This is a genomic window from Pseudomonas sp. D1HM (assembly GCF_019266105.1).
GTDB classification, from domain to species: domain Bacteria; phylum Pseudomonadota; class Gammaproteobacteria; order Pseudomonadales; family Pseudomonadaceae; genus Aquipseudomonas; species Aquipseudomonas taetrolens.
The window spans coordinates 32,784-58,795 of record NZ_LRMN01000001.1 but is presented as its reverse complement, the minus strand read 5'-3'; the positions used below and the strand labels follow the sequence as shown (position 1 = coordinate 58,795).

22 protein-coding genes are annotated in these 26,012 nt (G+C 56.5%); 10 read left to right on the top strand and 12 right to left on the bottom strand.

Annotated features, from left to right (window positions below):
• Positions 1–13: 13 nt before the first annotated feature.
• From AWM69_RS00230 to miaB, 4 genes are all read right to left on the bottom strand, one after another.
• Positions 14–853 (bottom strand): HlyC/CorC family transporter, encoded by an 840-nt coding sequence (locus AWM69_RS00230; RefSeq protein WP_003444149.1) that lies wholly within the window; start codon positions 851–853, stop codon positions 14–16.
• A gap of 39 nt (positions 854–892) precedes the next feature.
• Positions 893–1,354 carry an rRNA maturation RNase YbeY gene (gene ybeY, locus AWM69_RS00225; RefSeq protein WP_048378344.1) on the bottom strand — a complete coding sequence of 154 codons (462 nt, stop codon included), beginning with the start codon at positions 1,352–1,354 and terminating at the stop codon, positions 893–895.
• Positions 1,347–2,366: a PhoH family protein gene (locus AWM69_RS00220; protein ID WP_131652096.1), complete on the bottom strand. Its 1,020-nt coding sequence runs from the start codon at positions 2,364–2,366 to the stop codon at positions 1,347–1,349. The genes ybeY and AWM69_RS00220 overlap by 8 nt, the downstream gene beginning before the upstream one ends.
• Positions 2,367–2,569: 203 nt before the next feature.
• On the bottom strand, positions 2,570–3,898 hold the full coding sequence (miaB, locus tag AWM69_RS00215; protein WP_218725523.1) for a tRNA (N6-isopentenyl adenosine(37)-C2)-methylthiotransferase MiaB: 1,329 nt from the start codon (positions 3,896–3,898) through the stop codon (positions 2,570–2,572).
• A gap of 132 nt (positions 3,899–4,030) precedes the next feature.
• Between miaB and AWM69_RS00210 the strand changes: the two genes are divergently transcribed.
• Positions 4,031–4,357 (top strand): DUF1820 family protein, encoded by a 327-nt coding sequence (locus AWM69_RS00210; protein ID WP_019411970.1) that lies wholly within the window; start codon positions 4,031–4,033, stop codon positions 4,355–4,357.
• Positions 4,358–4,440: 83 nt separating this feature from the next.
• On the opposite strand, the gene AWM69_RS00205 is transcribed toward AWM69_RS00210, so the two are convergent.
• The 4 genes from AWM69_RS00205 to AWM69_RS00190 form a co-directional block, all read right to left on the bottom strand.
• Positions 4,441–4,989 carry a tetratricopeptide repeat protein gene (locus tag AWM69_RS00205; protein WP_048378341.1) on the bottom strand — a complete coding sequence of 183 codons (549 nt, stop codon included), beginning with the start codon at positions 4,987–4,989 and terminating at the stop codon, positions 4,441–4,443.
• 223 nt (positions 4,990–5,212) lie between these two features.
• On the bottom strand, positions 5,213–6,496 hold the full coding sequence (gene hemL / locus AWM69_RS00200; protein ID WP_131652098.1) for a glutamate-1-semialdehyde 2,1-aminomutase: 1,284 nt from the start codon (positions 6,494–6,496) through the stop codon (positions 5,213–5,215).
• A 30-nt stretch (positions 6,497–6,526) separates the two neighbouring features.
• Positions 6,527–7,150 (bottom strand): thiamine phosphate synthase, encoded by a 624-nt coding sequence (gene thiE / locus AWM69_RS00195; protein ID WP_218725522.1) that lies wholly within the window; start codon positions 7,148–7,150, stop codon positions 6,527–6,529.
• Between the two features lie 17 nt (positions 7,151–7,167).
• Positions 7,168–7,965, bottom strand: a complete 798-nt coding sequence (locus AWM69_RS00190) for a hydroxymethylpyrimidine/phosphomethylpyrimidine kinase (RefSeq protein WP_218725521.1) — start codon at positions 7,963–7,965, stop codon at positions 7,168–7,170.
• A gap of 289 nt (positions 7,966–8,254) precedes the next feature.
• Between AWM69_RS00190 and AWM69_RS00185 the strand changes: the two genes are divergently transcribed.
• The 4 genes from AWM69_RS00185 to AWM69_RS00170 all read left to right on the top strand — a co-directional run bounded on the left by AWM69_RS00185 (position 8,255) and on the right by AWM69_RS00170 (position 14,691).
• A complete protein-coding gene (locus AWM69_RS00185; RefSeq protein ID WP_218725520.1) occupies positions 8,255–10,645 on the top strand; it encodes a hybrid sensor histidine kinase/response regulator in 2,391 nt (796 codons plus the stop codon).
• A gap of 75 nt (positions 10,646–10,720) precedes the next feature.
• Complete coding sequence (locus tag AWM69_RS00180; protein ID WP_218725519.1) at positions 10,721–12,370, top strand: acyl-CoA dehydrogenase family protein; 1,650 nt, start codon at positions 10,721–10,723, stop codon at positions 12,368–12,370.
• 139 nt (positions 12,371–12,509) lie between these two features.
• Positions 12,510–13,982, top strand: a complete 1,473-nt coding sequence (gene amn, locus AWM69_RS00175) for an AMP nucleosidase (RefSeq protein WP_162199340.1) — start codon at positions 12,510–12,512, stop codon at positions 13,980–13,982.
• Positions 13,983–14,049: 67 nt separating this feature from the next.
• Positions 14,050–14,691, top strand: a complete 642-nt coding sequence (locus AWM69_RS00170; RefSeq protein WP_131652102.1) for a pseudouridine synthase — start codon at positions 14,050–14,052, stop codon at positions 14,689–14,691.
• Here the strand turns inward: AWM69_RS00170 and AWM69_RS00165 are convergent.
• The 4 genes from AWM69_RS00165 to AWM69_RS00150 all read right to left on the bottom strand — a co-directional run bounded on the left by AWM69_RS00165 (position 14,686) and on the right by AWM69_RS00150 (position 17,172).
• Complete coding sequence (locus tag AWM69_RS00165; protein ID WP_048378333.1) at positions 14,686–14,895, bottom strand: DUF2788 domain-containing protein; 210 nt, start codon at positions 14,893–14,895, stop codon at positions 14,686–14,688. The two genes, AWM69_RS00170 and AWM69_RS00165, sit on opposite strands and share 6 nt — an antisense overlap.
• 95 nt (positions 14,896–14,990) lie before the next feature.
• Positions 14,991–15,470 (bottom strand): Lrp/AsnC family transcriptional regulator, encoded by a 480-nt coding sequence (locus AWM69_RS00160; RefSeq protein ID WP_048378332.1) that lies wholly within the window; start codon positions 15,468–15,470, stop codon positions 14,991–14,993.
• Positions 15,471–15,838: 368 nt separating this feature from the next.
• Positions 15,839–16,738: a cation diffusion facilitator family transporter gene (locus AWM69_RS00155; RefSeq protein ID WP_218725518.1), complete on the bottom strand. Its 900-nt coding sequence runs from the start codon at positions 16,736–16,738 to the stop codon at positions 15,839–15,841.
• 14 nt (positions 16,739–16,752) lie between these two features.
• Complete coding sequence (locus AWM69_RS00150) at positions 16,753–17,172, bottom strand: polyribonucleotide nucleotidyltransferase (RefSeq protein WP_131652104.1); 420 nt, start codon at positions 17,170–17,172, stop codon at positions 16,753–16,755.
• Positions 17,173–17,268: 96 nt separating this feature from the next.
• Here AWM69_RS00150 and hrpB point away from each other — a divergent pair, with 96 nt between their 5' ends.
• The 5 genes from hrpB (at position 17,269) to AWM69_RS00125 (ending at position 25,839) form a co-directional block, all read left to right on the top strand.
• Positions 17,269–19,785 (top strand): ATP-dependent helicase HrpB, encoded by a 2,517-nt coding sequence (gene hrpB, locus AWM69_RS00145; RefSeq protein ID WP_218725517.1) that lies wholly within the window; start codon positions 17,269–17,271, stop codon positions 19,783–19,785.
• A gap of 166 nt (positions 19,786–19,951) precedes the next feature.
• Positions 19,952–21,421 carry a site-specific integrase gene (locus AWM69_RS00140; RefSeq protein ID WP_019824165.1) on the top strand — a complete coding sequence of 490 codons (1,470 nt, stop codon included), beginning with the start codon at positions 19,952–19,954 and terminating at the stop codon, positions 21,419–21,421.
• Entirely contained in the window at positions 21,414–23,342 is a 1,929-nt protein-coding gene (locus AWM69_RS00135) for a hypothetical protein (RefSeq protein ID WP_010655484.1), read from the top strand. The genes AWM69_RS00140 and AWM69_RS00135 overlap by 8 nt, the downstream gene beginning before the upstream one ends.
• Entirely contained in the window at positions 23,339–25,405 is a 2,067-nt protein-coding gene (locus AWM69_RS00130; protein WP_010655485.1) for a hypothetical protein, read from the top strand. Before AWM69_RS00135 ends, AWM69_RS00130 begins: the two co-directional genes overlap by 4 nt.
• Positions 25,402–25,839, top strand: a complete 438-nt coding sequence (locus AWM69_RS00125) for a hypothetical protein (protein ID WP_010655486.1) — start codon at positions 25,402–25,404, stop codon at positions 25,837–25,839. Before AWM69_RS00130 ends, AWM69_RS00125 begins: the two co-directional genes overlap by 4 nt.
• Positions 25,840–26,012 lie beyond the last annotated feature (173 nt).

Genomic DNA, 26,012 nt, shown 5'->3' with positions numbered 1-26,012 from the left:
TTAGCGTTGTGGTTTAGCGGGCAATAGGCGTCAGGCGGATCAGGTGAATCCGGCGGCTGTCAGCATTCAGGATGCGGAAGCGGTAAGGGCCGATTTCAGTGATTTCATTGCGTTTTGGCAAGTGCCCGAACGCGCTCATGACCAGTCCGCCAACGGTGTCGAACTCGTCGTCGGAAAATTCGCTGTCGAAGAACTCGTTGAAGTTCTCGATCGGGGTCAGGGCCTTGATCAGGAAGTCACCGCTGGGCAGCGGCTTGATGTAGCTGTCTTCCTCGACATCGTGCTCGTCTTCGATGTCGCCAACGATCTGTTCCAGAACGTCTTCAATGGTCACCAGGCCTGCCACTCCGCCGTATTCGTCAATGACGATGGCCATGTGGTTGTGGTTGGCACGGAATTCACGCAGCAACACGTTAAGGCGCTTGGACTCGGGGACAAACGTCGCCGGACGCAGCAAATCCTTGATGTTGTACTTGTCGCCGTTCTCTTGAAGGATCAACGGCAGCAGATCCTTGGCCAGGAGGACGCCCAAAACGTCGTCATGGCTTTCGCCGATCACCGGGTAGCGCGAGTGCGCAGCATCGATGATCGCCGGGAGAAATTCGCGGGGGGTCTGGGTCGCCTTGATGCTGATCATCTGCGAGCGCGGGACCATGATGTCCCGTACCTGCAGGTCAGCCACTTGAATGGCGCCTTCGACGATGGCCAGTGCTTCACTGTCCAACAGCTTGTTCTGGTGTGCTTCGCGCAGCAGCTCAAGCAGCTCCTGGCGGTTTTTCGGCTCATGGGCAAAGGCCTGGGTCAGTTTACCTAACCATGACTTTTGCCCGTTGCTCGATCGGTCTTCGCTCATAGCGATTTACTCGTATCCCTTGGTTATTTCAGTGGGGTGTTATTCAGTTTCGTCGTCTGCATAAGGATCAGGATGACCCAGTTCTGCAAGCAACGTTCGTTCCAGTGCTTCCATTTCTTCTGCTTCTTCATCTTCTATATGGTCGTAACCCAGAAGATGCAAGCAGCCGTGTATCACCAGGTGGGCCCAGTGCGCCTCCAGATCCTTGCCCTGTTCAGCGGCTTCGCGCTCAACCACTGCCACGCAAATCACCAGGTCGCCCAATAACGGGATGTCCAGGAATTCATCGGGCACGTCGGCAGGGAAGGACAGCACATTGGTCGCGTAATCTTTCTGACGCCAGGTGTGATTGAGTTCACGGCCTTCGGCTTCATCTACCAGACGAATGGTCATTTCCGAGTCGGCAGTACGCTGGCGCAAAGCCAGCTCGCACCACTGGCGGAACCGGGCTTCGGAGGGGGCTGCAGCCTCGGTGGCCAGTTGCAGGTCAAGCTCAAGCATCGTGGCGGTAATCCTTGGCAGCGGGCAGGGCGGCCAGCTTGTCAGCGGCTTCCTGTTCATAACGCCCGTAGGCTTCAACAATGCGCTGTACCAGCGGATGACGCACGACGTCTTTGGACTGGAAATGCGTGAAGCTGATGCCCGGCACATCCTTGAGCACTTCGATGACATGGTTCAGCCCGGACTTGGTGCCTTTCGGCAGGTCGATCTGGGTGATGTCACCGGTGATGACGGCAGTGGAGCCGAAGCCGATGCGGGTCAGGAACATCTTCATTTGCTCAACGGTGGTGTTCTGGCTTTCGTCGAGAATAATGAAGCTGTTGTTCAGGGTGCGACCGCGCATATAGGCCAGCGGAGCCACTTCGATGACCTGGCGTTCGATCAGCTTGGCCACGTACTCGAAGCCCAGCATCTCGTACAGCGCGTCGTAAAGCGGGCGCAGGTACGGGTCGATCTTCTGTGACAGGTCGCCGGGCAGGAAGCCGAGTTTTTCACCCGCTTCGACCGCCGGACGCACCAGCAGGATGCGGCGAATCTGCTCGCGTTCCAGGGCATCAACAGCGCACGCCACGGCCAGATAGGTTTTACCCGTACCGGCGGGGCCAATACCGAAGTTGATGTCGTTGCCCAGAATCTCTTTGACGTAGCGTTGCTGGTTGATACCGCGAGGGCGAATCATGCCCTTTTTGGTGCGCAACGAGACGCTGGCCTCAGCCACCGGATTGCTGGCGAGTTCTTCGACGGCAGATTCTTGCAGGAACAGGTGCACCATGTCCGGCGAAAGCTCAGTGGCTTTGGTTTCGCGGTACAGGCGACGCAGCAGGTTTTCTGCGGAGGTGGTGATTTTTGGGTCGCCGATCAGCTCGAATTGATTGCCGCGATTGCGGATTTCGATCGTCAGGCGCTGTTCGATCAAGCGCAAATGCTCGTCGAATTGCCCGCACAGATTGGCGAAACGGCGAGCCTCAAAGGGCTCGAGGAGAAAACGATGTGGTTCTATGGGTGCGTTCAAGGTCGTATTTAGCCGCCCTTAGGCAATTAAGATGAGTTGAAGGATAACGCTAGCAGACCATGCGTGAAAGGACTTACTGATACGTCATAAAACCTGTAGCCGCTGCCGCAGGCTGCGACCGCCCATGACGTGGGCGCACGCTGCAAGGCGCGTCAGATCCTGAGGATCTTATCGCAGCCTTCGGCAGCGGCTACAGGTTCTGCTCAATTCAGCAACGAGCCCCGCAGTGAATGGGGTTGTGCGGCATCGATATGCACATCGGAAAACTGTCCGATCAGCTGCGGGTTGTCGCAGCGGAAGTTAACAATCCGGTTGTTTTCGGTACGGCCTTGCAGCTCGCCGGGGTCTTTCTTCGAGTAGTCCGTGACCAGAATCCGCTGGGTGGAACCCACCATTTGACGGCTGATCTCGAAACCCTGCTGGTTGAGGCGATGTTGCAGCGCGTTCAGGCGTTCCTTCTTGCGCTCCTCGGGGGTGTCGTCGACCAGATCGGCTGCTGGTGTGCCCGGGCGCTGGCTGTAGACGAAGGAATACGAAAAGTCGAACCCGACGTCTTCGATCAGCTTCATGGTCTGCTCGAAGTCTTTTTCAGTTTCACCGGGGAAGCCGACGATAAAGTCCGAACTGATGCAGATTCCCGGAACGGCGGCGCGCAACTTGCGCAGCTTGGACTTGTACTCCAGTGCGGTGTGGTTGCGCTTCATCGCGGACAGAATGCGGTCCGAACCCGATTGCACCGGCAGGTGCAGGTGTTTCACCAGCTCAGGGACTTCAGCATGAGCCTGGATCAGGCTGTCGGAGAACTCCAGCGGGTGCGAAGTGGTGTAGCGGATACGCTCGATGCCATCTATCGCGGCCACTACCCGGATCAGCTCTGCCAGATCGGCCAGGCGCCCACCTTCAGTGAGACCTCGATAACCGTTCACGTTCTGGCCGAGCAAGGTCACTTCACGCACGCCGTTTTCGGCCAGGTGGATGATTTCTGCCAGCACGTCATCGAACGGACGGCTGACTTCTTCGCCGCGGGTATAAGGTACGACGCAGAACGTGCAGTACTTGCTGCAGCCTTCCATGACCGAGACGTAGGCGCTCGGGCCGTCGATGCGGGGTTCAGGCAGGTGATCGAATTTTTCGATCTCGGGGAACGACACGTCCACCTGCGGCAGCTTGGTGATGCGCGCGGCATCGATCATTTCAGGCAGGCGATGCAAGGTTTGCGGGCCGAACACCACGTCGACGTAAGGGGCGCGATCACGGATCGCCGCCCCTTCCTGGCTGGCAACACAACCCCCGACAGCAATCACCATCTCCGGGTTGGCCAGCTTCAGCTCGCGCCAGCGGCCCAGTTGCGAGTACACGCGATCCTGGGCACGTTCACGAATCGAGCAGGTGTTAAGCAGGATGACATCAGCGTCTTCAGCGCGCGCTGTGACCTCCAGGGCCTGATGTTCACCCAGCAGGTCGACCATGCGCGAGCTGTCGTACTCATTCATCTGGCAACCGTGGGTTTCGATGTAAAGCTTCTTGGCCATGGGTGTTCATCAAGTGATTCAAAGAACCGCGCATTATAGGGGGCATAGCCTTTGCTTCCTAGCGTTGTGCGCCTGACGGCTATGCTATAGTTCGCGCCCTCTTTTATATCTTCAGATGTTTACTCGCCCACCATGACCAAACGTGAAGCTCCAATCTACAAGGTGATTTTCCTTAATCAGGGCCAGGTGTTCGAAATGTACGCCAAGCAGATCTATCAAAGCGATCTGTGGGGCTTCCTGGAAGTGGAGGAATTCGTCTTCGGTGAGCGGACGCAAATGGTCGTTGATCCGAGCGAAGAAAAGCTCAAGGCGCAATTCGAAGGTGTGGTGCGCAGCTTTGTGCCGATGCATTCGATTGTGCGTATCGACGAAGTCGAGCGTCTGGGCACCCCGAAAATCAGCGAAGCCCGCGGCGTCAGCAATGTGATGCCGTTTCCGTTCCCGATGCCGGAGAAGTAAGGGCGCTGCCGATGTCAGTGCGCTCGCGCACTTGGCTGTCGAAGGATTAAGGGCGTTTTAAGACCGTTGGCTGCCGGCTTTGCTCAAGGCAGCGGCGAAAACGGCGAGCGTCCGTCCGCTGATTGAAGCTCCAGCAGGTATTTGCGGAAAATCTGCCCCAGGATCTGGGTAGCAGTTTCCAGCTGGTCGCGAGGCATTTGTTCGGCCACCAGGTCGGCGGTGTCGAGCGCGTCTTCGGCGCCATTGACGGCGGCCATCTTCAGCACGATATACGCCTGGATGTTGTTGGCCGGTACGCCTTCGCCCTTGAAGAACATGGTGCCGAGCTGGTACTGGGCCATGGCGTGGCCTTGCAGCGAAGCCTGCTCGAAATAGCTCAGGGCCAGATTGAGGTCGCGCGGGGTGTTTTTACCGTCGTAATAGAACTCGCCTAACTCGTATTCGGCTTCCGCATCCCCGGCTTTTGCAGCCTGCTCGCACAAGGCTAGCGCCTCTGCAAGGTTTTCTGGCTGAGTATTGAGGGTGCAGCGACCCATCGCTGGGATCAACAACGAGTTACCGCCTGCCTGGACAAGCAGCGGTTGTAGGAGCAACAGGCAGCCCAGAGCAAGGGCGCGGCCGGTGCGGTTCATGGGAATCGACGTACCTCTGAAAGGCGGGCAAGCCCGACCAAGGGATGTATAGGCGCGCATTATGAAATAAGCAGAGGCCACCTTACAAAGTCTTTACTCGTTTTTCTGCTGCGTGACCCGGATATCGATTGATTTAAGACGATTTTGGACGAGTCGTGTGGAGCAAGCGTGCATTCCGGGCATAAAAAACGGCAAGGGGCTTAATCCTTGCCGTTTTCAGGGATCACTTCAGGGCAGCAAAAGCGCGCTCTGCGGCATCCAGGGTCAGTTGCAACTCGGTTTCGCCATGGGCGATCGAGGTGAAACCGGCCTCAAATGCACTCGGTGCCAGATACACCCCGCCTTCCAGCATCAGGTGGAAGAAGCGCTTGAACAGGTCCGCATCGCTGGCCATCACGTCGTCAAAGGTGACGATGTCATCGGCACCGCTGAAATACAGGCCGAACATGCCGCCGGCCTGGGTGGTCACGAAGGGGATGCCAGCCGCATCCGCGCGCTGCTGCAGGCCATCCAGCAGGCGAGTGGTGTAATCGCTCAGCTCGGCATGGAAGCCCGGGCGGCTGATCAGGCGCAAGGTGGTCAGGCCGGCGGCCATCGCCAGCGGGTTACCGGACAGGGTGCCTGCCTGATAGACCGGGCCCAGTGGTGCGATGTGCTGCATGATTTCGCGCTTGCCGCCGAAACAGCCCACAGGCATGCCGCCGCCAATGATCTTGCCGAAGGTGCTCAGGTCTGGCGTAACGCCGTAGTGGGCTTGAGCGCCACCCAGGGCCACGCGGAAACCGGTCATCACTTCATCAAAAATCAATACCGCGCCATGTTTGTCGCACAGGCTGCGCAGGCCCTGGAGGAAGCCCGGTGCCGGGGGGACGCAGTTCATGTTGCCGGCGACCGGCTCAACGATGATGCAGGCGACGGTGTCACCCACTTCACTCAGCAGTTTTTCTACCGCCTCGAGGTCGTTGAAGGTGGTGGTCAGGGTGTGCTTGGCGAAGTCTGCCGGAACGCCGCCCGAGCTGGGTACGCCCTGGGTCAGTGCGCCAGAGCCGGCCTTGACCAGCAAGCTGTCGGAGTGACCGTGGTAGCAACCTTCAAACTTGAGGATGTTGTCGCGGCCAGTAAAGCCGCGGGCCAGACGAATGGCACTCATGGTGGCTTCGGTACCGGAGCTGACCATCCGCACCATCTCCATGGACGGCACGATGGCGCACACCAGGTCGGCCATCTCGGTTTCCATGGCTGTCGGCGCACCGTACGACAGGCCGTGTTCCAGCTGGGCCCGCACGGCGTCGAGCACGTCCGGGTGGCTGTGGCCCAGAATCATTGGCCCCCAGGAACCGACGTAATCGACGTAACGCTTGTCGTCTTCGTCCGTGACGTAGGCGCCTTCAGCGTGTTTGAAGAACAGTGGGGTGCCGCCGACGCTCTTGAACGCACGAACGGGGGAGTTCACACCGCCGGGGATGTGTTTTTGGGCATTGGCAAACAGGGTTTCGGAACGAGACATGATGGGCTCTCTCTGAATCAGGATTCGGTATTAAATGGACAGCAAGTCGTTGAAGGCACGGGCGCGGCGGGTGACTTCCTGGGAGCTCTCAGCGCCAAACAGGCCATGCACCACCGCCAGTAGATCGGCACCGTGGGCGACCAGTGGCGCGGCGTTCTCCAGCGTGATACCGCCAATCACACAAATGGGCAGGTTGAGGCGGGCCCGGGCCTGGTCGAGGATGTCGAGGGTCGCGGTAGGGGCGCCGGGTTTGGTGCTGGAGTTGAAAAAACGACCAAAGGCGACATAACTGGCACCTTCCCGGGCGGCCTGCTCGGCCAGGTCAATCTGGCTATGACACGTGGAGCCAATGATCGCCTGGCGGCCCAGCAGGGCGCGGGCCGGGGTCAGGGGGCCGTCGGTTTGCCCAAGGTGCAGCCCGACACCCAGGCGGGCTGCAAGCTCAGCATCATCGTTGATGATCAGGTGCGCCTTGTATCGCTCGCACAGACCGCGCAAAGCCTCAGCCTCGCGCAGCCGGCGGGCGTCGTCAGTGCTTTTGTCGCGGTATTGCAAAAGCGCCAGGCCGCCATCGAGGGCAGCCTCCACAAACGGAAGCAGTTTGCCGGCAAGCAGTTGGCTGTCAGTGATGGCATACAGGCCACGCAGCTTCATAGGTCGAACCTCATTCGTTACGAGCAGAAGTCCAGCGGCAATCGGCGGGGCACAAATTGTCCCTGACCCAGTTGCTCGGCATCCCGCAAGGTGCGCCACGTGTAATTAAGCGCGGTTTCTACAGCACTGACCAGACCTTCGCCGATGGCCAGGCGTCCGGCGAGGGTGCTCGCCAGTGTGCAGCCCGAACCGTGATAGCTGCCGGGCAAGCGATAGCAGGTGAAAGTGTGGCGGCTGCCGTCGCGGCTGTACAAGCGGTTGTGGACTTCGTGTTCATCGCCGTGACCGCCAGTAATGAGCAAGTGTTTGCAAAAGGGCAGGAGTTTTTCTGCGCATTCATCGGCGCTGCCTTCGGGCAGCTCGGCCAGGATTCGGGCTTCAGGCAGGTTGGGAGTGGCAATGGTGGCCAGAGGCAGCAGGCGCTCGCGCATGGCAAAGCCGACTTCGTCCTTGCCCAGTCGCCCGCCACCGCCCGCGCGCAGTACCGGGTCGCAGACCATCGGCAGGTGCGGGTGGGCTTGCAGCAGCTCGACCACGGTGTCGACCATTTCCAGCGAGCCAAGCATGCCCAGCTTGACGGCCGCAACGGTGGAATCGCTGAGTACGGCGTCGGCTTGAGCCAGCACCCAGTCTCGATCCAGGACGCGGAAATCGATGACATTGACAGTGTTCTGCACGGTCAAGGCGGTCACGACCGGGGCGGCGTGACAACCTTGAGCCAGCAGGGCTTCGATATCTGCCTGCAAGCCGGCACCCCCACTGGGGTCATGGCCGGAGAGACAGAGGACAACGGGGCGAGAACTGTAGATATTCATGGTGCGCGAGCTTACCACCAAACGGTTTTTTCGGGCGGTCTGCGCCATGTTGAGTTGCAGGTCGCTGATGCACCTGTGGCAAGTCCCGTGTTCCAAGGGTCTAGGAAACTAAAAATACCTTCTGTAATGCCCGATCTAGAGCCTTCCAAGAGAATATTTTGGTGGTGCTCATTTGCCATCAATGGCTATGCTAGAGTGACTTCAAATTAATAACGGGCAATCCGGTCGGCGCGGTCTCAAAGGGAATGGGGGATTGCGAACGTTATCGGCGGGGCCATGTTGGGGCTGTATGCGCTATTTGCTGATGTTTTTTTTGGGTTGGCTACCGATGCTGGCCAGCGCAGTGGCTTTCGATGAAACCACACAAAGTCTGCCCTTGGGCCGCGTGATGCAGGTTTACGAAGACGTAGGTGGGCAGGCGGTTCTGGCCGATGTCAGGGCGAACGATGAACTGTTTGTTCCGCACGATAAAGCCACGCTGAATGAGGGGTACTCGCACTCGGCATTCTGGCTCAAAATGGATTTGCGCTATCAGCCCAAACATCCCGAGGTCCATCGAACCTGGCTGCTGGAACTGGCCTACCCGCCACTGGACCATATCGAGTTGTACCTGGCAGACACGGCCGGCAACTATCGGTTGGTGCAGCGCACGGGGGATGCGCTGCCTTTTGACAGCCGGCAGATCAAAGAAAACAACTACCTCTTTGAACTCAATTTCAGCCCCGGCCAACAGCAAACGGTGTACCTGCGCCTGGCGAGCCAGGGCTCGATTCAGGCGCCGTTAACGCTGTGGTCTGCCCAGTCATACCTGGAGGCCCAGCCGGAACGCATTTATATCCTGGGCCTGATTTATGGCGTGTTGCTGGGGATGCTGGTTTACAACCTGTTCATCTACATCAGCGTCCGTGATACCAGCTACCTCTATTACATCTTCTACATCGCCTCGTTCGGGCTGTACCAACTGTCCGTCAATGGCGCCGCCGTGCAGTACTTCTGGCCAAACAACCCGTGGTGGGCAAATGCCGCCACCCCGTTCCTGATCGGTTCGGCGGCCTTTTTCGGTTGCCAGTTTGCCCGCACCTTTCTGCACATCGCGACCCACAGCCGCTGGTTGAACCGTGCCTTGATATTCCTGATGGCTGTCGGTGCGCTGGTGATGGTGCTGGCGTTGACCACCAGCTATGCGGTGTCGTTGCGCCTGGCCACGGGGCTGGCGCTAGCGTTTATCGTGACCATTTTTGTGGCGGGTATCGTGGCCTGGGTCCGGGGCCTGCGAGTGGCGCGCTATTTCGTGATCGCCTGGTCGGCCTTCTTGCTGGGCGGCCTGGTGAACACCCTGATGGTGCTGGGCTATCTGCCTAACGTGTTCTTGACCATGTACGCCAGCCAGATCGGCTCGGCCCTTGAAGTGGGGTTGCTGTCGCTGGCCCTGGCTGACCGGATCAACGCCATGCGTGACCTGCAGGCGCGGACGTTGCAGGAGTCCGGGCAAAAGCTGGCGGCGATGAACCAGCAACTGGCCCGCACCAATCAGCTCAAGGATGAGTTCCTGGCAACCGTTACCCATGAGTTGCGTACTCCGATGAACGGTGTGATTGGCTCCCTTGAGTTGATCAAGACCCTCGACATGAGCCCTGAGCTTGAGCAATACACTCAAACGGCAGAAGGCTCGGCCCGAGAAATGATGCATATGGTCAATGGCATCCTGACCCTGACAGAGTTGCAAGCCGGTCGCCTTCAAGCCCGTCCGCAACCGTTCAGCCTGAATGCCTTGATGGGTGATCTGGAGCGCCAGTTCGGACCCCGTGCACGCGCTCAGGGGCTTGAGTTTTCCTATGCAGTGGCCCACGACTTACCTGATCAGTGGATCGGCGATGTCGAAAAAATTCGCCAGTGCCTTGAGTGCCTGCTGGATAACGCGATCAAATTCACCCGCGTAGGCGGGGTGATTCTACGGGTCACCGGAAAGGTCGCAGGTTCCGGCCGCTGGGCGCTGGCCTTTAATGTCATCGACAGCGGGATTGGCTTTGTCCATCAGGAGGAAGGTGAGCTGTACCAGCATTTCTTCCAGGTTGATGGCTCCATGACCCGTCAATATGGGGGATTAGGCATCGGCTTGGCGATCTGCCGGCGCTTGGTCGAGCTGCTCGGTGGGCGGTTGACCCATCACTCGCAGCCGGGGCAGGGGTCGCAGTTTCAACTGTTGCTTGAGCTTGAATCACTGCTTCAGGTTCCGCAGCCTCCACCGGAGTCGACTGTGACGCCGGAGTTTTGCCGTGCGCCGAACGAATGCGTGGTGCTGCTGGTTGAAAGCAGCGATGCCAACCCTGTGGCGGTGCGTGGCATGTTGCTCAAAATGGGTTATCGCGTGCTCGGTGCCGACAATGGTCAGGCGGCGGTCGAAGCATTGCGTCGAGAACGGGTCGATGCGGTGTTGCTGGCGTGCCCGCTCACCCAGGTATCAGGGGCATCGATGGGTAACCAGCTGCTGACGTTGTCTGCGTGTGCGCAGTTGCCCGTTCTGGCGCTGTTCGAGTCGCAAGCTGAAGCGCAAAAGGCCCGTGAACAGGTGGATGGGATCACCGATTTTCTGATCAAACCGTTGCGCTTTGAAGACTTGGAGCGCGCGCTGTCACAGCGACTGTTGAAGCAGGAAGGTGCCAAAAACGCCGAGTTTTAGGCATTTATGCCACTTGTTAAGGTGGCGAGGCATGTTTCACTGAGTGCATTGGCCTGATCGACAGGAGCCTGTGCAATGAACCTGCATCAATACGCTGAAACCCACGCCGTCACCAATCAACCGCCGTCTCTGGACGGCGTAAACCTTTACCGCATCGACGTGCCGCTGCAGGAGTGGGGGCGGCGTTTTGGTGCGGGTTGGGCGCAGTCGCGGATTGACCGGTACGGGGCACTCGCAGGCGGCCCGCTGATGGCGGCGGGGTTTCTGGCCAACGAAAACAAACCGCAGTTTGTCAGCCATGACCGTTATGGCCACCGGATCGATCAGGTGGACTTTCATCCGGCCTACCATGAGCTGATGCGGACTGCGATAGAGCACGGCCTGCCGTCCTTGCCCTGGACGGATCCCCGGCCGGGTGCGCATGTCGCGCGGGCCTCCATGACCTACCTGCACAGTCAGGCTGAGGCCGGCAGTGGCTGCCCGTTGACCATGACGTTTGCCAGCGTACCGGCCTTGCGCCTGCAACCGGATATCGCCGAGCAATGGCTGCCGAAAATTCTTTCTACCGAATATGACCCGCGCAATGTCGACATCAGCCAAAAAGCCGGTGTCACCCTGGGCATGGCCATGACTGAAAAGCAGGGTGGCACTGATGTGCGGGCCAACACGACTCATGCGTATCCGGTAGGCGCCAGCGGTCCGGGCCAGCCCTATGAGTTGCTGGGGCACAAATGGTTTTGCTCGGCCCCGATGTGCGACGGGTTCCTGACCCTGGCGCAAACCGACAAGGGCCTGAGCTGCTTTTTATTGCCGCGTCATCGACCGGACGGGACCCGCAACGAATTCTATATCCAGCGTCTGAAGAACAAACTGGGCAACAGCTCGAATGCGTCCAGCGAGGTCGAGTTCCGCGGGGCGCTGGCCTGGATGATTGGCGAAGAAGGGCGTGGCGTACCCACGATCATTGAAATGGTCGCCATGACCCGCTTCGATTGCATGGTGGGTTCCAGCGCGTTGATGCGTCAGGCGCTGACCCAGGCCAGCCACCACTGCGCGCACCGTCGGGTCGGAGGGCGCGTGCTGGCCGAGCAGCCACTGATGCAAAACGTCCTCGCGGATCTGGCCCTGGAAAGCGAGGCCGCCCTGGCGTTGAGCCTGCGCATGGGGCGAGCGCTGGATCATCTGGATGACCCCCATGAGGCGAGGTTTTCACGCCTTGTCACGGCGGTGGGCAAGTACTGGATCTGCAAACGGGCCCCGGCGATGATCAACGAAGCCGCCGAGTGCATGGGGGGCGCGGGTTATGTCGAAGACAGTATCTTGCCGCGTCTTTATCGTGAGGCGCCGGTGAATTCCACCTGGGAAGGCTCGGGCAATGTGCAGTGCCTTGATGTATTGCGTGCCCTGTCCAAGGAGCCCGGGGTGCTCGATGCCTTGTTTGCCGAGCTGGGTGACGGGCATGGCGATGTGCGTTTGGCGCGGCACATCACCTCCTTGAAAGCGGCCCTCAATGACACGGACGACATTCAACTGCGTGCCCGGCAATTGACGGAGGACATTGCCCTGGGCTTGCAGGCCAGATTGCTGCTGGAAGCAGGTAACAGCGATGTCAGCGATGCTTTTATCGCCAGCCGGCTACAGGGCAGCGGCCGGGTTTATGGCACCTTGCCCCGAGGTCTGAACATCGCCGCCATCATCGCGCGCTCGACGCCCGATCTCGCATGAGTCAAGCCTCGACCGGTGGTCGAGGCGCCGTCACTGTCCTGAAATCCTCAACGCGTACCGTCTGCGCCAGAGGCTACAACACTCTGTGCATTGCTCAGCGATGCAGGCAAGATAAAGGCCTGCCAGTTCAGAAGACAGGATGCTTACCGTGACCGAAGCTTTTATCGTTGTTTCATCCGCTGAAGAGGCCGTCGACCGGCTCGCAGCCTTGCACGAGCGTGCAACCCTTGCATTGAGCCAGGCACTCAAGCGTTACCTCAAGGACCGAATCGAACCCACCGTTGAAGAGCGTGCCCTGTTCCGCTATCCGGAACTGCGCCTGACCAACAGCATTAATGGCGAAATCCCGACCATTACCCGGGCATATGCCAAGGTCCAGCTGCCGGGTACTTACAGCGTAACCGTGACCCACCCTGCGGCGTTCCGTAACTATCTGCTGGAGCAGTTGGTGCCCTTGATGCGCGACTTCACCGTCGAGGTCGAAGTCGGCGTCAGTCAGCAAAACATTCCTTACCCGTACGTGGTCGAGCAAGGCGATGAACTCGCCGGCTCTGGCGTCACTGCAGCGGCGCTGGCACGGGTTTTCCCGAGTACCGACCTGTCGGCGGCCACCGATGGCATTGCCGATGGCCTGTACGATTGGGCAAACACCGACCCGCTGCCACTGGCGTTGTTCGACGCGGCGCGGGTCGATTTCTCTCTGCGTCGCCTGGTGCACTACACCGGCAGCGACTGGCGTCACGTGCAGCCGTGGATCTTGCTGACCAACTACCATCGGTATGTCGACCAGTTCATCCTCCACGGCCTTGAGCAACTGCGCGATAACCCGCGCTTTGTGCGCATGGTATTGCCGGGCAACGTGCTGATCGAAAAAGGCATGGACTACGGCGAAGCTCAGGCCATTGCCGCCGGGGTGGTGTGGCACCGCTATCAAATGCCGGCGTATCACCTGCAGGCCAATGATGGTCATGGCGTCACGCTGGTGAATATCGGCGTTGGCCCGTCCAACGCGAAAAACATCACCGACCATCTGGCTGTGTTGCGTCCCCATTGCTGGCTGATGATTGGCCACTGCGGCGGTCTGCGTCAGTCGCAAACCATTGGCGACTACGTATTGGCCCACGCCTACATGCGTCGCGACGGGATTCTCGACCGGGTCGTACCGCCGAATATCCCGATTCCGGCGCTGGCCGAAGTGCAGCTGGCGCTGCAGGAGGCTGCGGCACAAGTCACCGGCGAGCGTGGCGACGAACTGAAAAAACGCCTGCGAACCGGCACCGTGCTGACCTACGACGACCGTAACTGGGAACTGCGCTGGGCTCAGGAACGTCCGCTGATCAACCTGTCCCGTGCCGTGGCCGTCGACATGGAAAGCGGGACGATTGCGGCCCAGGGCTATCGTTTGCGCGTGCCCTACGGCACCTTGCTCTGTGTCTCTGATAAACCGTTGCACAGCGAAATCAAGTTGCCGGGGTCGGCCAATGCGTTCTATGAGCGGGCCGTCAGCCAGCACTTGAAGATCGGTATTGCCGCCGTCGACCTGATGCGCAGCCAGCTCAACTCGCTGCACTCGCGCAAACTGCGCAGCTTCGACGAACCGCCATTCCGTTGACGGGATGGTCATTTAGCGATCAGGGCACTAGCATTGTCTGCCCTGATCGTTAGATGTTCTCTTTGCCATGTCCCGTCCTGTCCGTCCCGCCCCGCGTCATCCGGCCTCTAAAAAACCCCAGCCCCACGCAGCCGGTCGCCGGGTAGCCAAGGCTCCACCGTCCGAGCCCAAGCTGTTTTTGTTCAACAAACCGTTCGATGTACTGACCCAGTTCAGTGACGAAGGGGGGCGGGCGACGCTCAAGGACTTTATCCCGATCCCGGGTATTTACCCGGCCGGGCGCCTGGACCGGGACAGTGAAGGCTTGCTGCTGCTGACCAATGACGGCCAGTTGCAGGCACGCATTGCCGACCCCAAGCACAAATTGCCCAAGACCTATTGGGTGCAAGTGGAAGGCGAGCCTACGCCAGAACAACTGCAGCAGTTGCGTGAGGGGGTTGAACTCAATGACGGCAAGACCTTGCCCGCCGAAGCCCGTGCGCTCGAAGAACCGCAGCTATGGCCGCGTAACCCGCCGGTAAGGTTTCGCAAAAGCGTACCGACGGCGTGGCTCGAACTGGTCATCCGTGAAGGGCGCAATCGTCAGGTTCGGCGCATGACGGCCGCCGTTGGTTTGCCCACCCTGCGCCTGGTGCGGGTACGGATTGGCGACTGGACGCTCGAAGGGCTTGAGCAAGGACACTACAAGGAAGTGCCCGCCCGGCTATAGCGTGCCGGATTCAATCAGGCCGATGACCACGCTTTTGATGATGAAGGCAGCAACACCCAGTCCGAGCACGAAAAACAGAATGAATGAGCCAAAGCGCCCGGCCTTGGACTTCTTCGCCAGATCCCAGACGATAAAAGCCATGAAAATGATCAGGACGCTGACCAGAATCGTCATCATCCATTCTTCAAATACGGCAGGATCCATCGGTGTTCTCCAGCATCATCAGGGATAGAAGCCGGGGGAGTATACGCCAAGGCGCGGGGGCGAATACCCGCCGCCTTTGCTCGCAGCCCCGCGGATCAGCCGCGCAAATGCGTCAACGGCAGCTCTGTACTGTTCAAGACCTGATTGAGCACAAAGCTGGAACGCACGCTGGTCACGCCTTCGATTCTGGTGAGGTGGCCCAGCAGCAGTTTCTGGTAATGATCCATGTCGGCCACCACCACTTTCAATTGGTAGTCGGCATCCATGCCGGTCACCAGGCTGCACTCCAGCACTTGCGGCAGGCTGCGGATCGACGCTTCAAAGTTCTCGAAGCGTTCGGGTGTATGCCGGTCCATGCCGATCAACACGTAAGCCGTCAGGCTCAGCCCCAACAGTTTGCGATCGAGCAATGCCACCTGGCGCGTGATGTAGCCGTCATCTTCGAGCTGTTTGACCCGTCGCGAGCAGGGTGAAGGCGACAAACCAATGCGCTCGGCCAGCTCCTGGTTGGAGATGCGGGCGTCACGCTGCAGTTCCGCCAAAATACTGAGGTCATACCGGTCGAGTTTGCTCATGAAGACACCCTTTGTCATAACTATTGCGTGAAAGTATCCACTGGAAGTTAAAAATTGCGCAAGTGATGTTTTATTGAGCAATCTTCGCAATCGCCTGCTGCGCGCTCAGGCCTATTCTTAACACCAGAATCACTGCCCGGACACACAGTCCACTGCGGCCCGCCGAATCAGGCCAGCCGCGACCGCCAACCCCACAGGGTTGCCCCGGTCCCCGGGCTACGCACTGTCCAGAAGACGGAGCGAGGTGAGCCAACATCACGAGTGTTGAGCCAGGACAGAAAAATTCAAAGGGCGACCGACGGGTCGCCCTTTTTTATTGCCCGAAAACAGGTGGCTCAATGATGAGCCTGGTGAACGCTACGGGTCAGCTAGTGATCCGTGACACGTGGTTTGACCACTTCCTGTGGATCGGCGTGTACCAGCACTTCGGCCCGTGGATAGGCCTTCTCAATCGCTTCGGCGGCACGGTCACTCAGGGCGTGCGCCACGGACAGCGTCAGTTCCCCCGGTAACTCCAGATGCAATTGCACATACCAGATGTTGCCCGAGATCCGCGTGCGCAGATCATGGGCGCCGAGCACGCCAGGAACACTGCAAGCCAGTGTCAGCATGTTTTGGCTGACTTCCTGCGGCAGCTCTTGATCCATCAGCACCGAAAAGCTCTCGCGGGCGATCTGGATCGCGCTCCACAGGATGTAAGCCGCGATCCCGAGGCCAAACCAGGCATCCAGCTGCGGCCAGCCAAAGCTGGCCAGCACCAGTGCAACCAGAATGCTGCCGTTGAGCATCAGGTCGGAACGGTAATGCAGCGAGTCGGCCCGCACCGCGTTTGACCCGGTGGCCTTGACCACCCGGTGTTGCAGCACCAGCAGGGCAGCCGTCATCAGCAGCGAAAATACGATCACGCCGATCCCGATCCACGGCGCGCCTATCGGCTCGGGATTTTTCAGGCGGTCGACTGCCTGAACGGCGATCAACACCGCACTCACGGCAATAAACAACGCTTGCGCCATGCCGGCAAGCGACTCGGCCTTGCCATGCCCGTAACGGTGATCTTCATCGGCAGGGCGTAACGCGTAATGCACGGCCAGCAGGTTGAGAAACGACGCCATGCCATCGAGCAGCGAGTCGGTGAGTCCGGCGAGCATGCTGACCGAACCACTGAGCCACCAGGCGATGGCCTTGGTCACGATCAACAGACTCGCCACCGCCACCGACGCACGGGTGGCCAGGCGTAACAGACGGGCGTGTTCCGGGCTACTGGTCATGGACCTTCCTTGGTTCAGGCGGCGGGTTTCAAACCGTACATCGCCAATTGCTGGGCACTGCCTTTGTGCTGGATCAGGCGCGGGTCGTTCAACGGGAAACTGCGGCCCAATTCGCTTTCCAGAATGGCCTGCAGTTTGCTGTTGTCCACTTTGCCATCAGCGCCGACGGCTTCACGCAGTTTTTCCGGGGCGATCTGCGCGGTTTTGCCGGGCGGGAAGTAGATCGCACCGGTGGCGAAATCAACACCGAACGCGATCAGCCCGGGAATGACATAAAACAGCAGGCCCACAGCATCCAGCACAACGATCATGGGATCAATTTTGCCGTCGATCTGACCCCGGCGATCCGGGAAGAAAATACTGCCGCAGGCAGTCAGTTGGGTGAGCAGGGCCGCAACCACGACACCGCCAATGACACGAGAAGGCATACGCATACAAAAACCTCAAAGCTGCTTAAAGGGTCGTACCAGGCATTTAGCTTAATACCGAACTGATCGCCGTTATACTCGCCGCACTGTTCTGGAGCCACCATGATTTCTTTGCCGATCGATGAAGTTTTACCCGCGCTGCGCCAGGCCTTGCGCGAACGCCATGAAGCCGTGCTTGAAGCACCGCCCGGCGCCGGTAAAACCACCCGGGTGCCATTGGCCCTGCTGGATGAACCCTGGCTTGCGGGGCAGAAAATTCTGATGCTCGAGCCCAGGCGTCTGGCTGCCCGGGCTGCGGCCGAACGACTGGCCAGCGAACTGGGGGAAAAGGTCGGTGAAACCGTCGGCTATCGGATTCGTCTCGACAGCAAAGTCGGGCCCGATACCCGGATCGAGGTGGTGACCGAAGGCATTCTGACTCGACGTTTACAGCAAGACCCGGCACTGGACGGCGTGGGCTTGCTGATTTTCGATGAATTCCATGAGCGAAGCCTGGATGCCGATCTGGCACTGGCCTTGAGCCTCAATGGGCGCGAGCTGTTTCGTGACGAGCAGCCACTGAAAATCCTGTTGATGTCGGCAACCCTTGAGGGCGAACGGCTGGCCGGATTGCTTGGTGATGCGCCGGTGCTGCGCAGCGAGGGCCGGATGTACCCGGTGGCGATGCGTTGGGGGCGACCGTTTGTGCCCGGCGAGTTCATTGAGCCGCGGGTGGTGCAAGCGGTGCTTGATGCGATCAACGACGACAGCGGCAGCCTGCTGGTTTTCTTGCCGGGTCAGGCCGAGATTCGCAGGGTCAACCAGCAACTGGCTGACGCGCTGGAATCACGCAGTGACATCCTGCTGTGCCCGTTGCACGGCGAGCTGGATCTGGCGGCCCAGCGTGCCGCGATCGAACCCGCTCCCGGCGGGAAGCGCAAAGTGGTGTTGGCGACCAATATCGCCGAAACCAGCCTGACCATCGACGGCGTGCGTGTAGTGATTGATGCCGGATTGGCGCGGGTGCCCCGTTTTGACCCGGGCAGCGGCATGACCCGTCTGGATACCCAGCGCATCTCGCGCGCCAGCGCCACTCAGCGCGCTGGCCGTGCCGGTCGACTGGAGCCTGGCGTGTGTTATCGGCTGTGGTCCGAAGATCAGCACGCGCAACTGGCCGCGTATGGCAGTGCGGAAATCCTGCAGGCTGATTTGGCCGGGCTGGCGCTGCAACTGGCCCGCTGGGGCGTGACACCACACGAATTGATCTGGCTCGATGTCCCGCCGCCGGCAAGTTATGCACAGGCTCAGCAGTTGCTGGAGCGCTTGGGGGCCTTGCGTCCTCAGCCCGGGCAGGCATGGAAACTGACCGTTCATGGCGAAGCGATGGCAGAGCTCCCGGCCCATCCGCGCATTGCTCACCTGTTATTGCGGGGGCAAAGCCTGGGCCTGGCCGAGATGGCCTGTGATGTGGCAGCGCTGTTGGGCGAGCGCGATATCCTGCGCGGCGGCGGTGCCGACCTGCACAGCCGTCTCGCCTTGCTCAGCGGCGAAAGTCGCGGCGCACGGGGCGGGCAGGGCGGTGTGCAGCGCGCCAGGCAACTGGCCCGGCAATACCGCATCAACCTGCGTGGCAAAGCGACAGAGCCGGTTCCCGACCCTGACCATCCGCGCTGGCTCGGCGCCTTGCTGGCCCTGGCTTACCCCGATCGCGTGGCCCAGCAACGCAAGCCAGGCGGTGCGGAGTACCGTCTGGCCAATGGCCGGGCAGCCCTGTTCAGCGAAGCCGACAGCTTGATGAAACAGCCGTGGCTGGTGATTGCTGATCTTGGCAGTCGTCAGGGACAGCGTGAAGAGCGTATCTACCTGGCCGCGGAATTCGATCCGGCGTTGCTCGAGGGCGTGTTGAGCGAGCAGGTGAGCATTGTCGATCAACTGGATTGGGACGAGCGCGAAGGCGTCTTGCGTGCCGAGCGCCAGCGCAAGGTCGGCGAACTGGTGTTGAGCCGTGAACCTCTGACCGGGCTGGACGAAGCGGCGCGCACCCAGGCGTTGGTTAATCTGGTTCGACGAAAAGGTCTCGAACTGCTGCCGTGGACGCCGGAGTTGCGCCAGTGGCAGGCGCGGGTGGCGTTGCTGCGTCAGCTCGATCTCGACAAACAGGCCCAGAGCGAATGGCCGGACGTCAGCGATAAGGCGTTGTTGGGCACTCTGGAAGACTGGTTGGCACCGTACCTTGGACGTGTCTCGCGGCTGAGCCATTTTGCCAGCCTCGACCTGTCGAGCATTGTGCATAACCTGCTGAAGTGGCCACTGCCCCAACGACTTGACGAACTGGCGCCCCATCACATCAAAGTGCCGTCCGGCTCCTCGGTGCGGCTGGACTACAGTGAGCACCCGCCGATATTGGCGGTGCGCCTGCAAGAACTGTTCGGCCTGGCCGACACCCCGCGCATCGCCGGGGGCCGGCAAGTCGTCAAACTGCACCTGTTGTCACCTGCACGGCGCCCGGTGCAAGTCACCCAGGACCTGGCCAACTTTTGGCGCAGCACTTACGCCGAAGTGAAAAAGGACCTCAAGGGCCGCTATCCCAAACTATTCCATAAGTTGGACCCTTGGGTCGATTCGCTTAACAAGAAATGATTGACGCATTCAGGCTTCTGCTTCCACATAACGAGCAGCGTTGACTACGACGCGTTCACTGTCCCAGGTTGCTTGAGCTCTGGACGAGGAAGTAACTGCACTGAGTTGAGGTGAATCGAAAACGCGTACTCGCTAAGGTGGATTTTCCAACATCCACAGGTGAGCTATGCCATACAGCAACCCCTCTCATCGAAGTCGCCTGACCACGATTGCGCGTATTTCCGATCCCTTTTCAAACGTGTCAACGCTTGAAGCCGCTGGCGCCCGCGCGGAGCCTCTGACCGCAGACCAATCACTTGTCGTTTATGAGTTCAACTCGATCTGCGAACCGGGAAATTCAGAGCTATACCACCTTCCATTTTTGTTTCATGCCAACGGAGACCCTTGGCATGAGGCAAACTCATACGTGCTGAGTGTGATTCGTGATAGCCCAGTTAGGGTTAGCCGCACCGATGGGATAAGAAAGCTAGCAAGTAAGTTGTTAGATTATTTGAGGTTTTGCGAAGACAATGAACAAGAATGGCTCGACTTCTCGGGTACTAGGATGTCCATGCACCCAACTACCCGTTACTTTCATAGGCTGATAACGGAAGGTAAGAGAAGTAATTCTGTAATCAATCAATATACCGGGGCGGTATACGGTTTTTATCAATATGTCAGCGAGAACTGGCATCCATTAGATATGAATAAGGTTGATACGGTCAAGTACGTCAAAATGATGGTGGAGACGTCAACAGGTACCAAGTCATTCGAGGTAAGGAAAAGAGGGCAGACAAAAAAGGTGCCACGCAGGGCGATGCCGCAAATTGGATACATAAGAGAGGATGGCGAGGATTTGCGGCCTCTGCATAATTCTGAACTTCAGGTCTTGATGCTATCTCTGAGTGATGGTGAAGTTTGGTCTGCTGTAGAGCGGCTTATTGTGCATGTTTCTCTTCTTACTGGGGCAAGAAAACAAACAGTTTTGACATTGCGGCTTCGGCACCTGAAAAGATTTCGCCCTGAATTTCTGCAAAAAGATAATACTTATAAACTTTTTGCCGGGCCAGGAACCGGAATCGACACGAAAAATAACAAGCTGCAAGACCTCTATTTTCCTAGGCCGCTCGCCGAAGAATTATGCAGGTTAATTGCTAGCCCGTTGATGCTTGCCCGACAGAAAAAATTTCAAGCAAAGTTGGCAAAAGAATTTCCACAGGTGCAAATGACAGGCGATGAAATGTACGTATTTTTATCTGATCAGGGTAATAGCTATTACATGGCTAAGGATGATCCCCGGTATACCCTAGTGAAATCGCCTCAGTCCGGGCAGGTCGCAGATACGATTCGACGCAAAATAAGACGTCTTGATATTAAAAACTTTCCTTGCGATTTTACCTGCCACTGGCTGAGAGCAACATACGCCTATATTTTATATCAAAGGCTGAAAGCTCTCGTATCTAAAGAGTTGTTGCCGTCGGGGGATATCATCGATTTCATACAATCCAGAATGCATCATGAGGCAAGAGAGACTACGGAGAACTACTTAAAGCTCTTTACAATGACGCATGAGAAAGTGCTCGTACAGGAGTTTTGGGAGTATAGGTTGTTTGAAGGTGCGTACGAAATATCAGGCGGAGGCCTGTCCAATGCATGAGGATTACGTGCAGCGTGCAGACTTAATTCACATCCCACCGTCAGCGTTTCTGGAAGATTTTTCTGAGCCTGAGAGGCTTCTAGTTAGATTGACAAGGTCGGTCAAGAAAAAAGGCTTAGATTTTGGAAGTTTTGCGTATGCTGATACTCGGGCAGATTTGAATGTGCACGAGGATCGTGGCGAGTATGTTGTTCTTTCATCTTTTGTTGAATCTCGCCGGGAACTCATTCTTGCAATCATACAGAGCTTGTTTACTCTTCGTGAAGAAAGCGTGCTCCAAAACTTCGTACGCATACGGCTATTCATTCGATGGCTGAATAGAGAAGGCTTTGTGAGGCTGTTCGAAAGCGAGGAGGAAGCGCAAAGAGCGTATGTTGGATACACGGCTCACCTTATACATAGGCTTCATACTGGTGGGCTTAAGCCGCGTACTGCTGCACATTACCAAGAAGGTGCTTGTTCCGTTATTAAAGCAGCATTTCCCCAGACCTACCGACATGTCGTATCGGGAGTCACAAAAATTTCGGGAGTGACACAACCTGTTGCTCCTAGTGACGATCATATCCACTTTTATAGAGATGTATGTCTCGCTCTGGCTCGACAATGCAGTGAGTTCGTGTTGAACAAACGACCTTTCCCATGCGTGGTAAATATTCGCGATTATGAAGTGGTTGTTTTTCACTCTGTAGTAGGCGTTTCGAGCCCGTATAGACCTCCTATAGACGTTTATAATGCCGCGGAGCGGCGTATCGCTACGCTCGATGAATATAAGGCTAAATTGCTTGAGAAAAACATTGAAGTAAAAGACAGGATCCTTAAGCACGGCATAATGGATGCTCAAAAAACCTTGAGCAGAAATAACCGCGATGAACGATCTCGGCAGCGTCTTCGCATTGCATCCTTGGCAGTCAAGGCGTATGCGTGCCTTCTGCTCTTAATTACCGGGGCTACCCCTACGGAATTTTCTCAGTTTTTATACGCGGATGCCCTGCAAGTTAATAAATCGCCGTTAAAAAAAGAATTGTCGGCGGTGAAGTTTAGGGCAGGTGGGAAAGTTACAAATTATAATGTTGGTAGAAAAAATGGGCTGTCTATTCTCCAGGACTATCTCAAATTGCGGGAGTGGTTGCTAGACGGTCGGAGCTACGATAAGCTTTTTTTTACGGTCTCTGAACTGCGTAATCCATCCTACAAAGAGCTTGACGCTTTGAGGGATTTTCCAACTAGCGATGCGCTACAGACGTTCTATCGTACCCTTCATGCGGGGTTTATAGATCCTAGTATTCCAATCCTTACAGTGAGGGAGATGCGAAGACATAAGAGCGTCACCCAGCATATGGGGGGGTTTTCCGTATCTACAGTAGCGAATTCTCTGAATCATACAGAGACTATGAACCTAGGTCGGTATTCTGGAGGTACCCTCGAGCATCAAAAGTCAGAGCTTTCCAAATACTGGGAGGCTGTTCAAACGGCTGCTGCATCAATTAAAGAACAATCCGAGAAGGCGGATCAGCTGATACCTATCGCCAGCGGCCAATGCGAACAATTCGGCGCTGCTTCGCCAGCACCTCAATTTGCGTCGAGTATTTCCATACTACCGGACTGCCAAACCCAGCACGGATGCTTGTTTTGTGTTCACTATGTGTGTCACTCAGATGAGACTGACATAAATAAATTGATGAGTTTGCAGTACGTAGTAAATGCTGTACGTCGTTCTGCGCCAGATATGGAGCATGCTGAATTACTATACTCGGATTTGTCTGCAAGGATTGATTATATCCTTAACGCTCTTGCGGAACGCGGCGATTCGGTTGCGAAGATTGTTGAAAAAGTAAGAACTACTGTGCATGTCTATGGTGTATTAACCCCTTTTTGGGAAACGCGCTTGAGTCGCTTTGAAAGGCTAGGAGTTGTTTTTTGAATAAGAAGTTTTCATCCTCGGGCATATTATACGCAGCCAAAGGCTTGGATATGAAGAACAAGCCTGATGTTGCATGCGCAAGCGGTAAGGCACCAAGTAATTGTTTTGTTTTATGTCGAGATGGTGACGGCCTGGCCACCGCCGTGTATGGAAATAATATTTGGGATTTTAATCCGTACAGGCTGTCGGCGGTTCATATATGCAAGGTAAATTTTGCCAAGGTTTTCAAGGGCGAAGGCGAACACGAATTGCGCTTAATAGATGAGGCGAAATATATAATGTACTCATTGATTTATTACGGCGGAGGTGGACGGACCGGGGCTTTGAGCGCTACTACTCTTGGTTTGTATTGGGTGCATGTGCTGCGGGGAGCGCTGCGGTTTTGCTATGCTCAGCGCGCTAAACCCATGGTAGGGATTATCACACTGGGCGAGTTGTTTACTATTCCAGTTTATCTTGCTGCATTCTTGCGCGAATTGAACCCGTCCTATCACAAAGTTACATCTGCATTTCTAAGTCAAATGATAGGTGTCGGGGCGCGGCATCTGGGTTATGAAGTTGTTAATCCTCAAGCTCTTAAAATCGTCCGGCCGAAGAATAAACAACACCCCGTTATTCCCACAAGATTTTACCTTCAGATTATAAACGTTACCGGCGCTTTGCTCGATCAGATTTATCCGAATATTAAAGAGCTCGATACATTGATTTGTAAATTCTCCGATGAACATTACGGCATTGGGAGAGGTACACAGAAATCAAGGGGCTTAGGTGGGAAAAGACACTATCGTCCAGATTTGCACATGGCTATCAAGGAGCATGGTTTGCACGATTTGTTCAAGGGGGAATTTGAGTGTCAATCTCGGTTGGTATTTCAAAGAATCATTTTGAAACTTCAGTATGTTATGAAAACTGTAATCCAGTTGTATACCGGCATGCGGGAGCAGGAAGTCATGCGCATGTCATATAATTGTATAAGTGAGGTATCGTATCGTACTCCGTTTCAAGACCCGAAGCGTATCAGTACCGATCTTGGGCAATGCGTGAGCGTACTGTCTACGACGACCAAGTATTCTGGATATAAAATGGAAGGAAGGTGGCTTGCCCCCAAGGAAGTCACAAGGGCTGTGGAAGGCGCACAGGCCATTTGCAGAGGGTTGGCGACCTTATATGGAATAGACGTTGGTGATGAATGCCCACTGTTTCTTAGTCCTTCGGTGATCGGATTTATAAGAGGGGCGAAAAAAGTAGCAGTTGCTAACTTTGTATCAGAAAAGACCCAGCTTGCTGGCTTCTCTTCGATGCTTATTACCGCTGAGGATTTAGCTGAGCTCTCATTAACCGATCAGTCTCGTGACTTTTGGAATGAACCTGCTTACCAAGTTGGTCAGCCATGGCCGCTGACTGGACATCAATATAGACGCTCGCTAGCGTTTTATGGCAGTAGTAGCGGCTTCGTCTCTCTTCCAACGCTCAGATCTCAGTTTAAACATTTGTCTTTAGCAATGGCCCGATATTACGCTAACGGGTTTAATAAGTTGCGCACGATGTTCGGGTACTATGATCAAGGTAGAGGAGAGTTTGTCTTGCCGAAAAACCACATTGCATATGATTATCAGATGGCTATACCAATGTCAGTTGCTAATCAATTAATCGCAGACCTTCTGCATTCTGATGCCCCTCAGTTTGGCGGAGTCGGAACTTATGTGGAAAAGCAGCGTGGAAGAGTTCTCAGTGGTGAAATTAGTGTAGAGGAACTTCGAGCGGATACTCAGCGCAGAGTCAAGAACGGTGACATAAGCTTTCGCGAGACGCTCTTGGGTGGATGCACTAAGTTTGGTCGCTGCAATTCTTTTTTGCTCGGCGATTTTTTGAGTTGCCTAACGTGCGAGAGTGCGGTGATAAAGTTAGAAAGGATTGAAGTCGTGATATCGGATAGTCGTTCCGAATTGTTGATGTATCCACAGGCTTCTGGCGAGCGGCAGATAGTAGAGAAAGAAATTGAAAGACTATCCGACTTTTTGCGTCTAAAGACCACTGAGCGGGTTGGGGTAGAACTAGTATGAGTAAAGAACCCCAAAGCGGTTTATTACTTTGTTTTGAGGCGTTGGATCGATTGATTGCGGCGCAACCCGTAAAATCCAGATTTGTAGGGTTGTCTTTAAGTAAGCTTACGGCAAGTATAGTTAGCGAAGAGGCGGGGTATGATAGAGGATATCTTAAGCGCTCACGCGCCGCTCATCTTCCGCTACTGGCGAGAATTGATGCTTTACGCATGAGTGCGTCTAAAACTAAAACGTCATCAAGTGAGAGTACGCTGCAGTCATTGAAAAAAAAGGTACAGAATCTTGAGCAGCAGCTTATTGAAACCTCGTATCAGCGTGATCGGGCTCTGGCTCAAAATCTTAAACTTTGGGAGCGTATGAGGGTATTAGAGCAATCCAAGTCCGGCCGAATCGTGGCGCTGGGAGGTCCTAAAAGAGGTACTACCAATCGCTGATGTTCAAGTTGGCTGGGGTTGAGATTAGTAACGCGCTTTTCTTAGCCTCTGGCCATTTTTACTAGGTATCTGATAATAGAGTAGTAAGGATAAATGATCGATGTCGTGATTAATCGCCGTTGTATCCTCATCTTTATCTATTATGGTAGTTCAAAATTTCAGCGATTTCCACC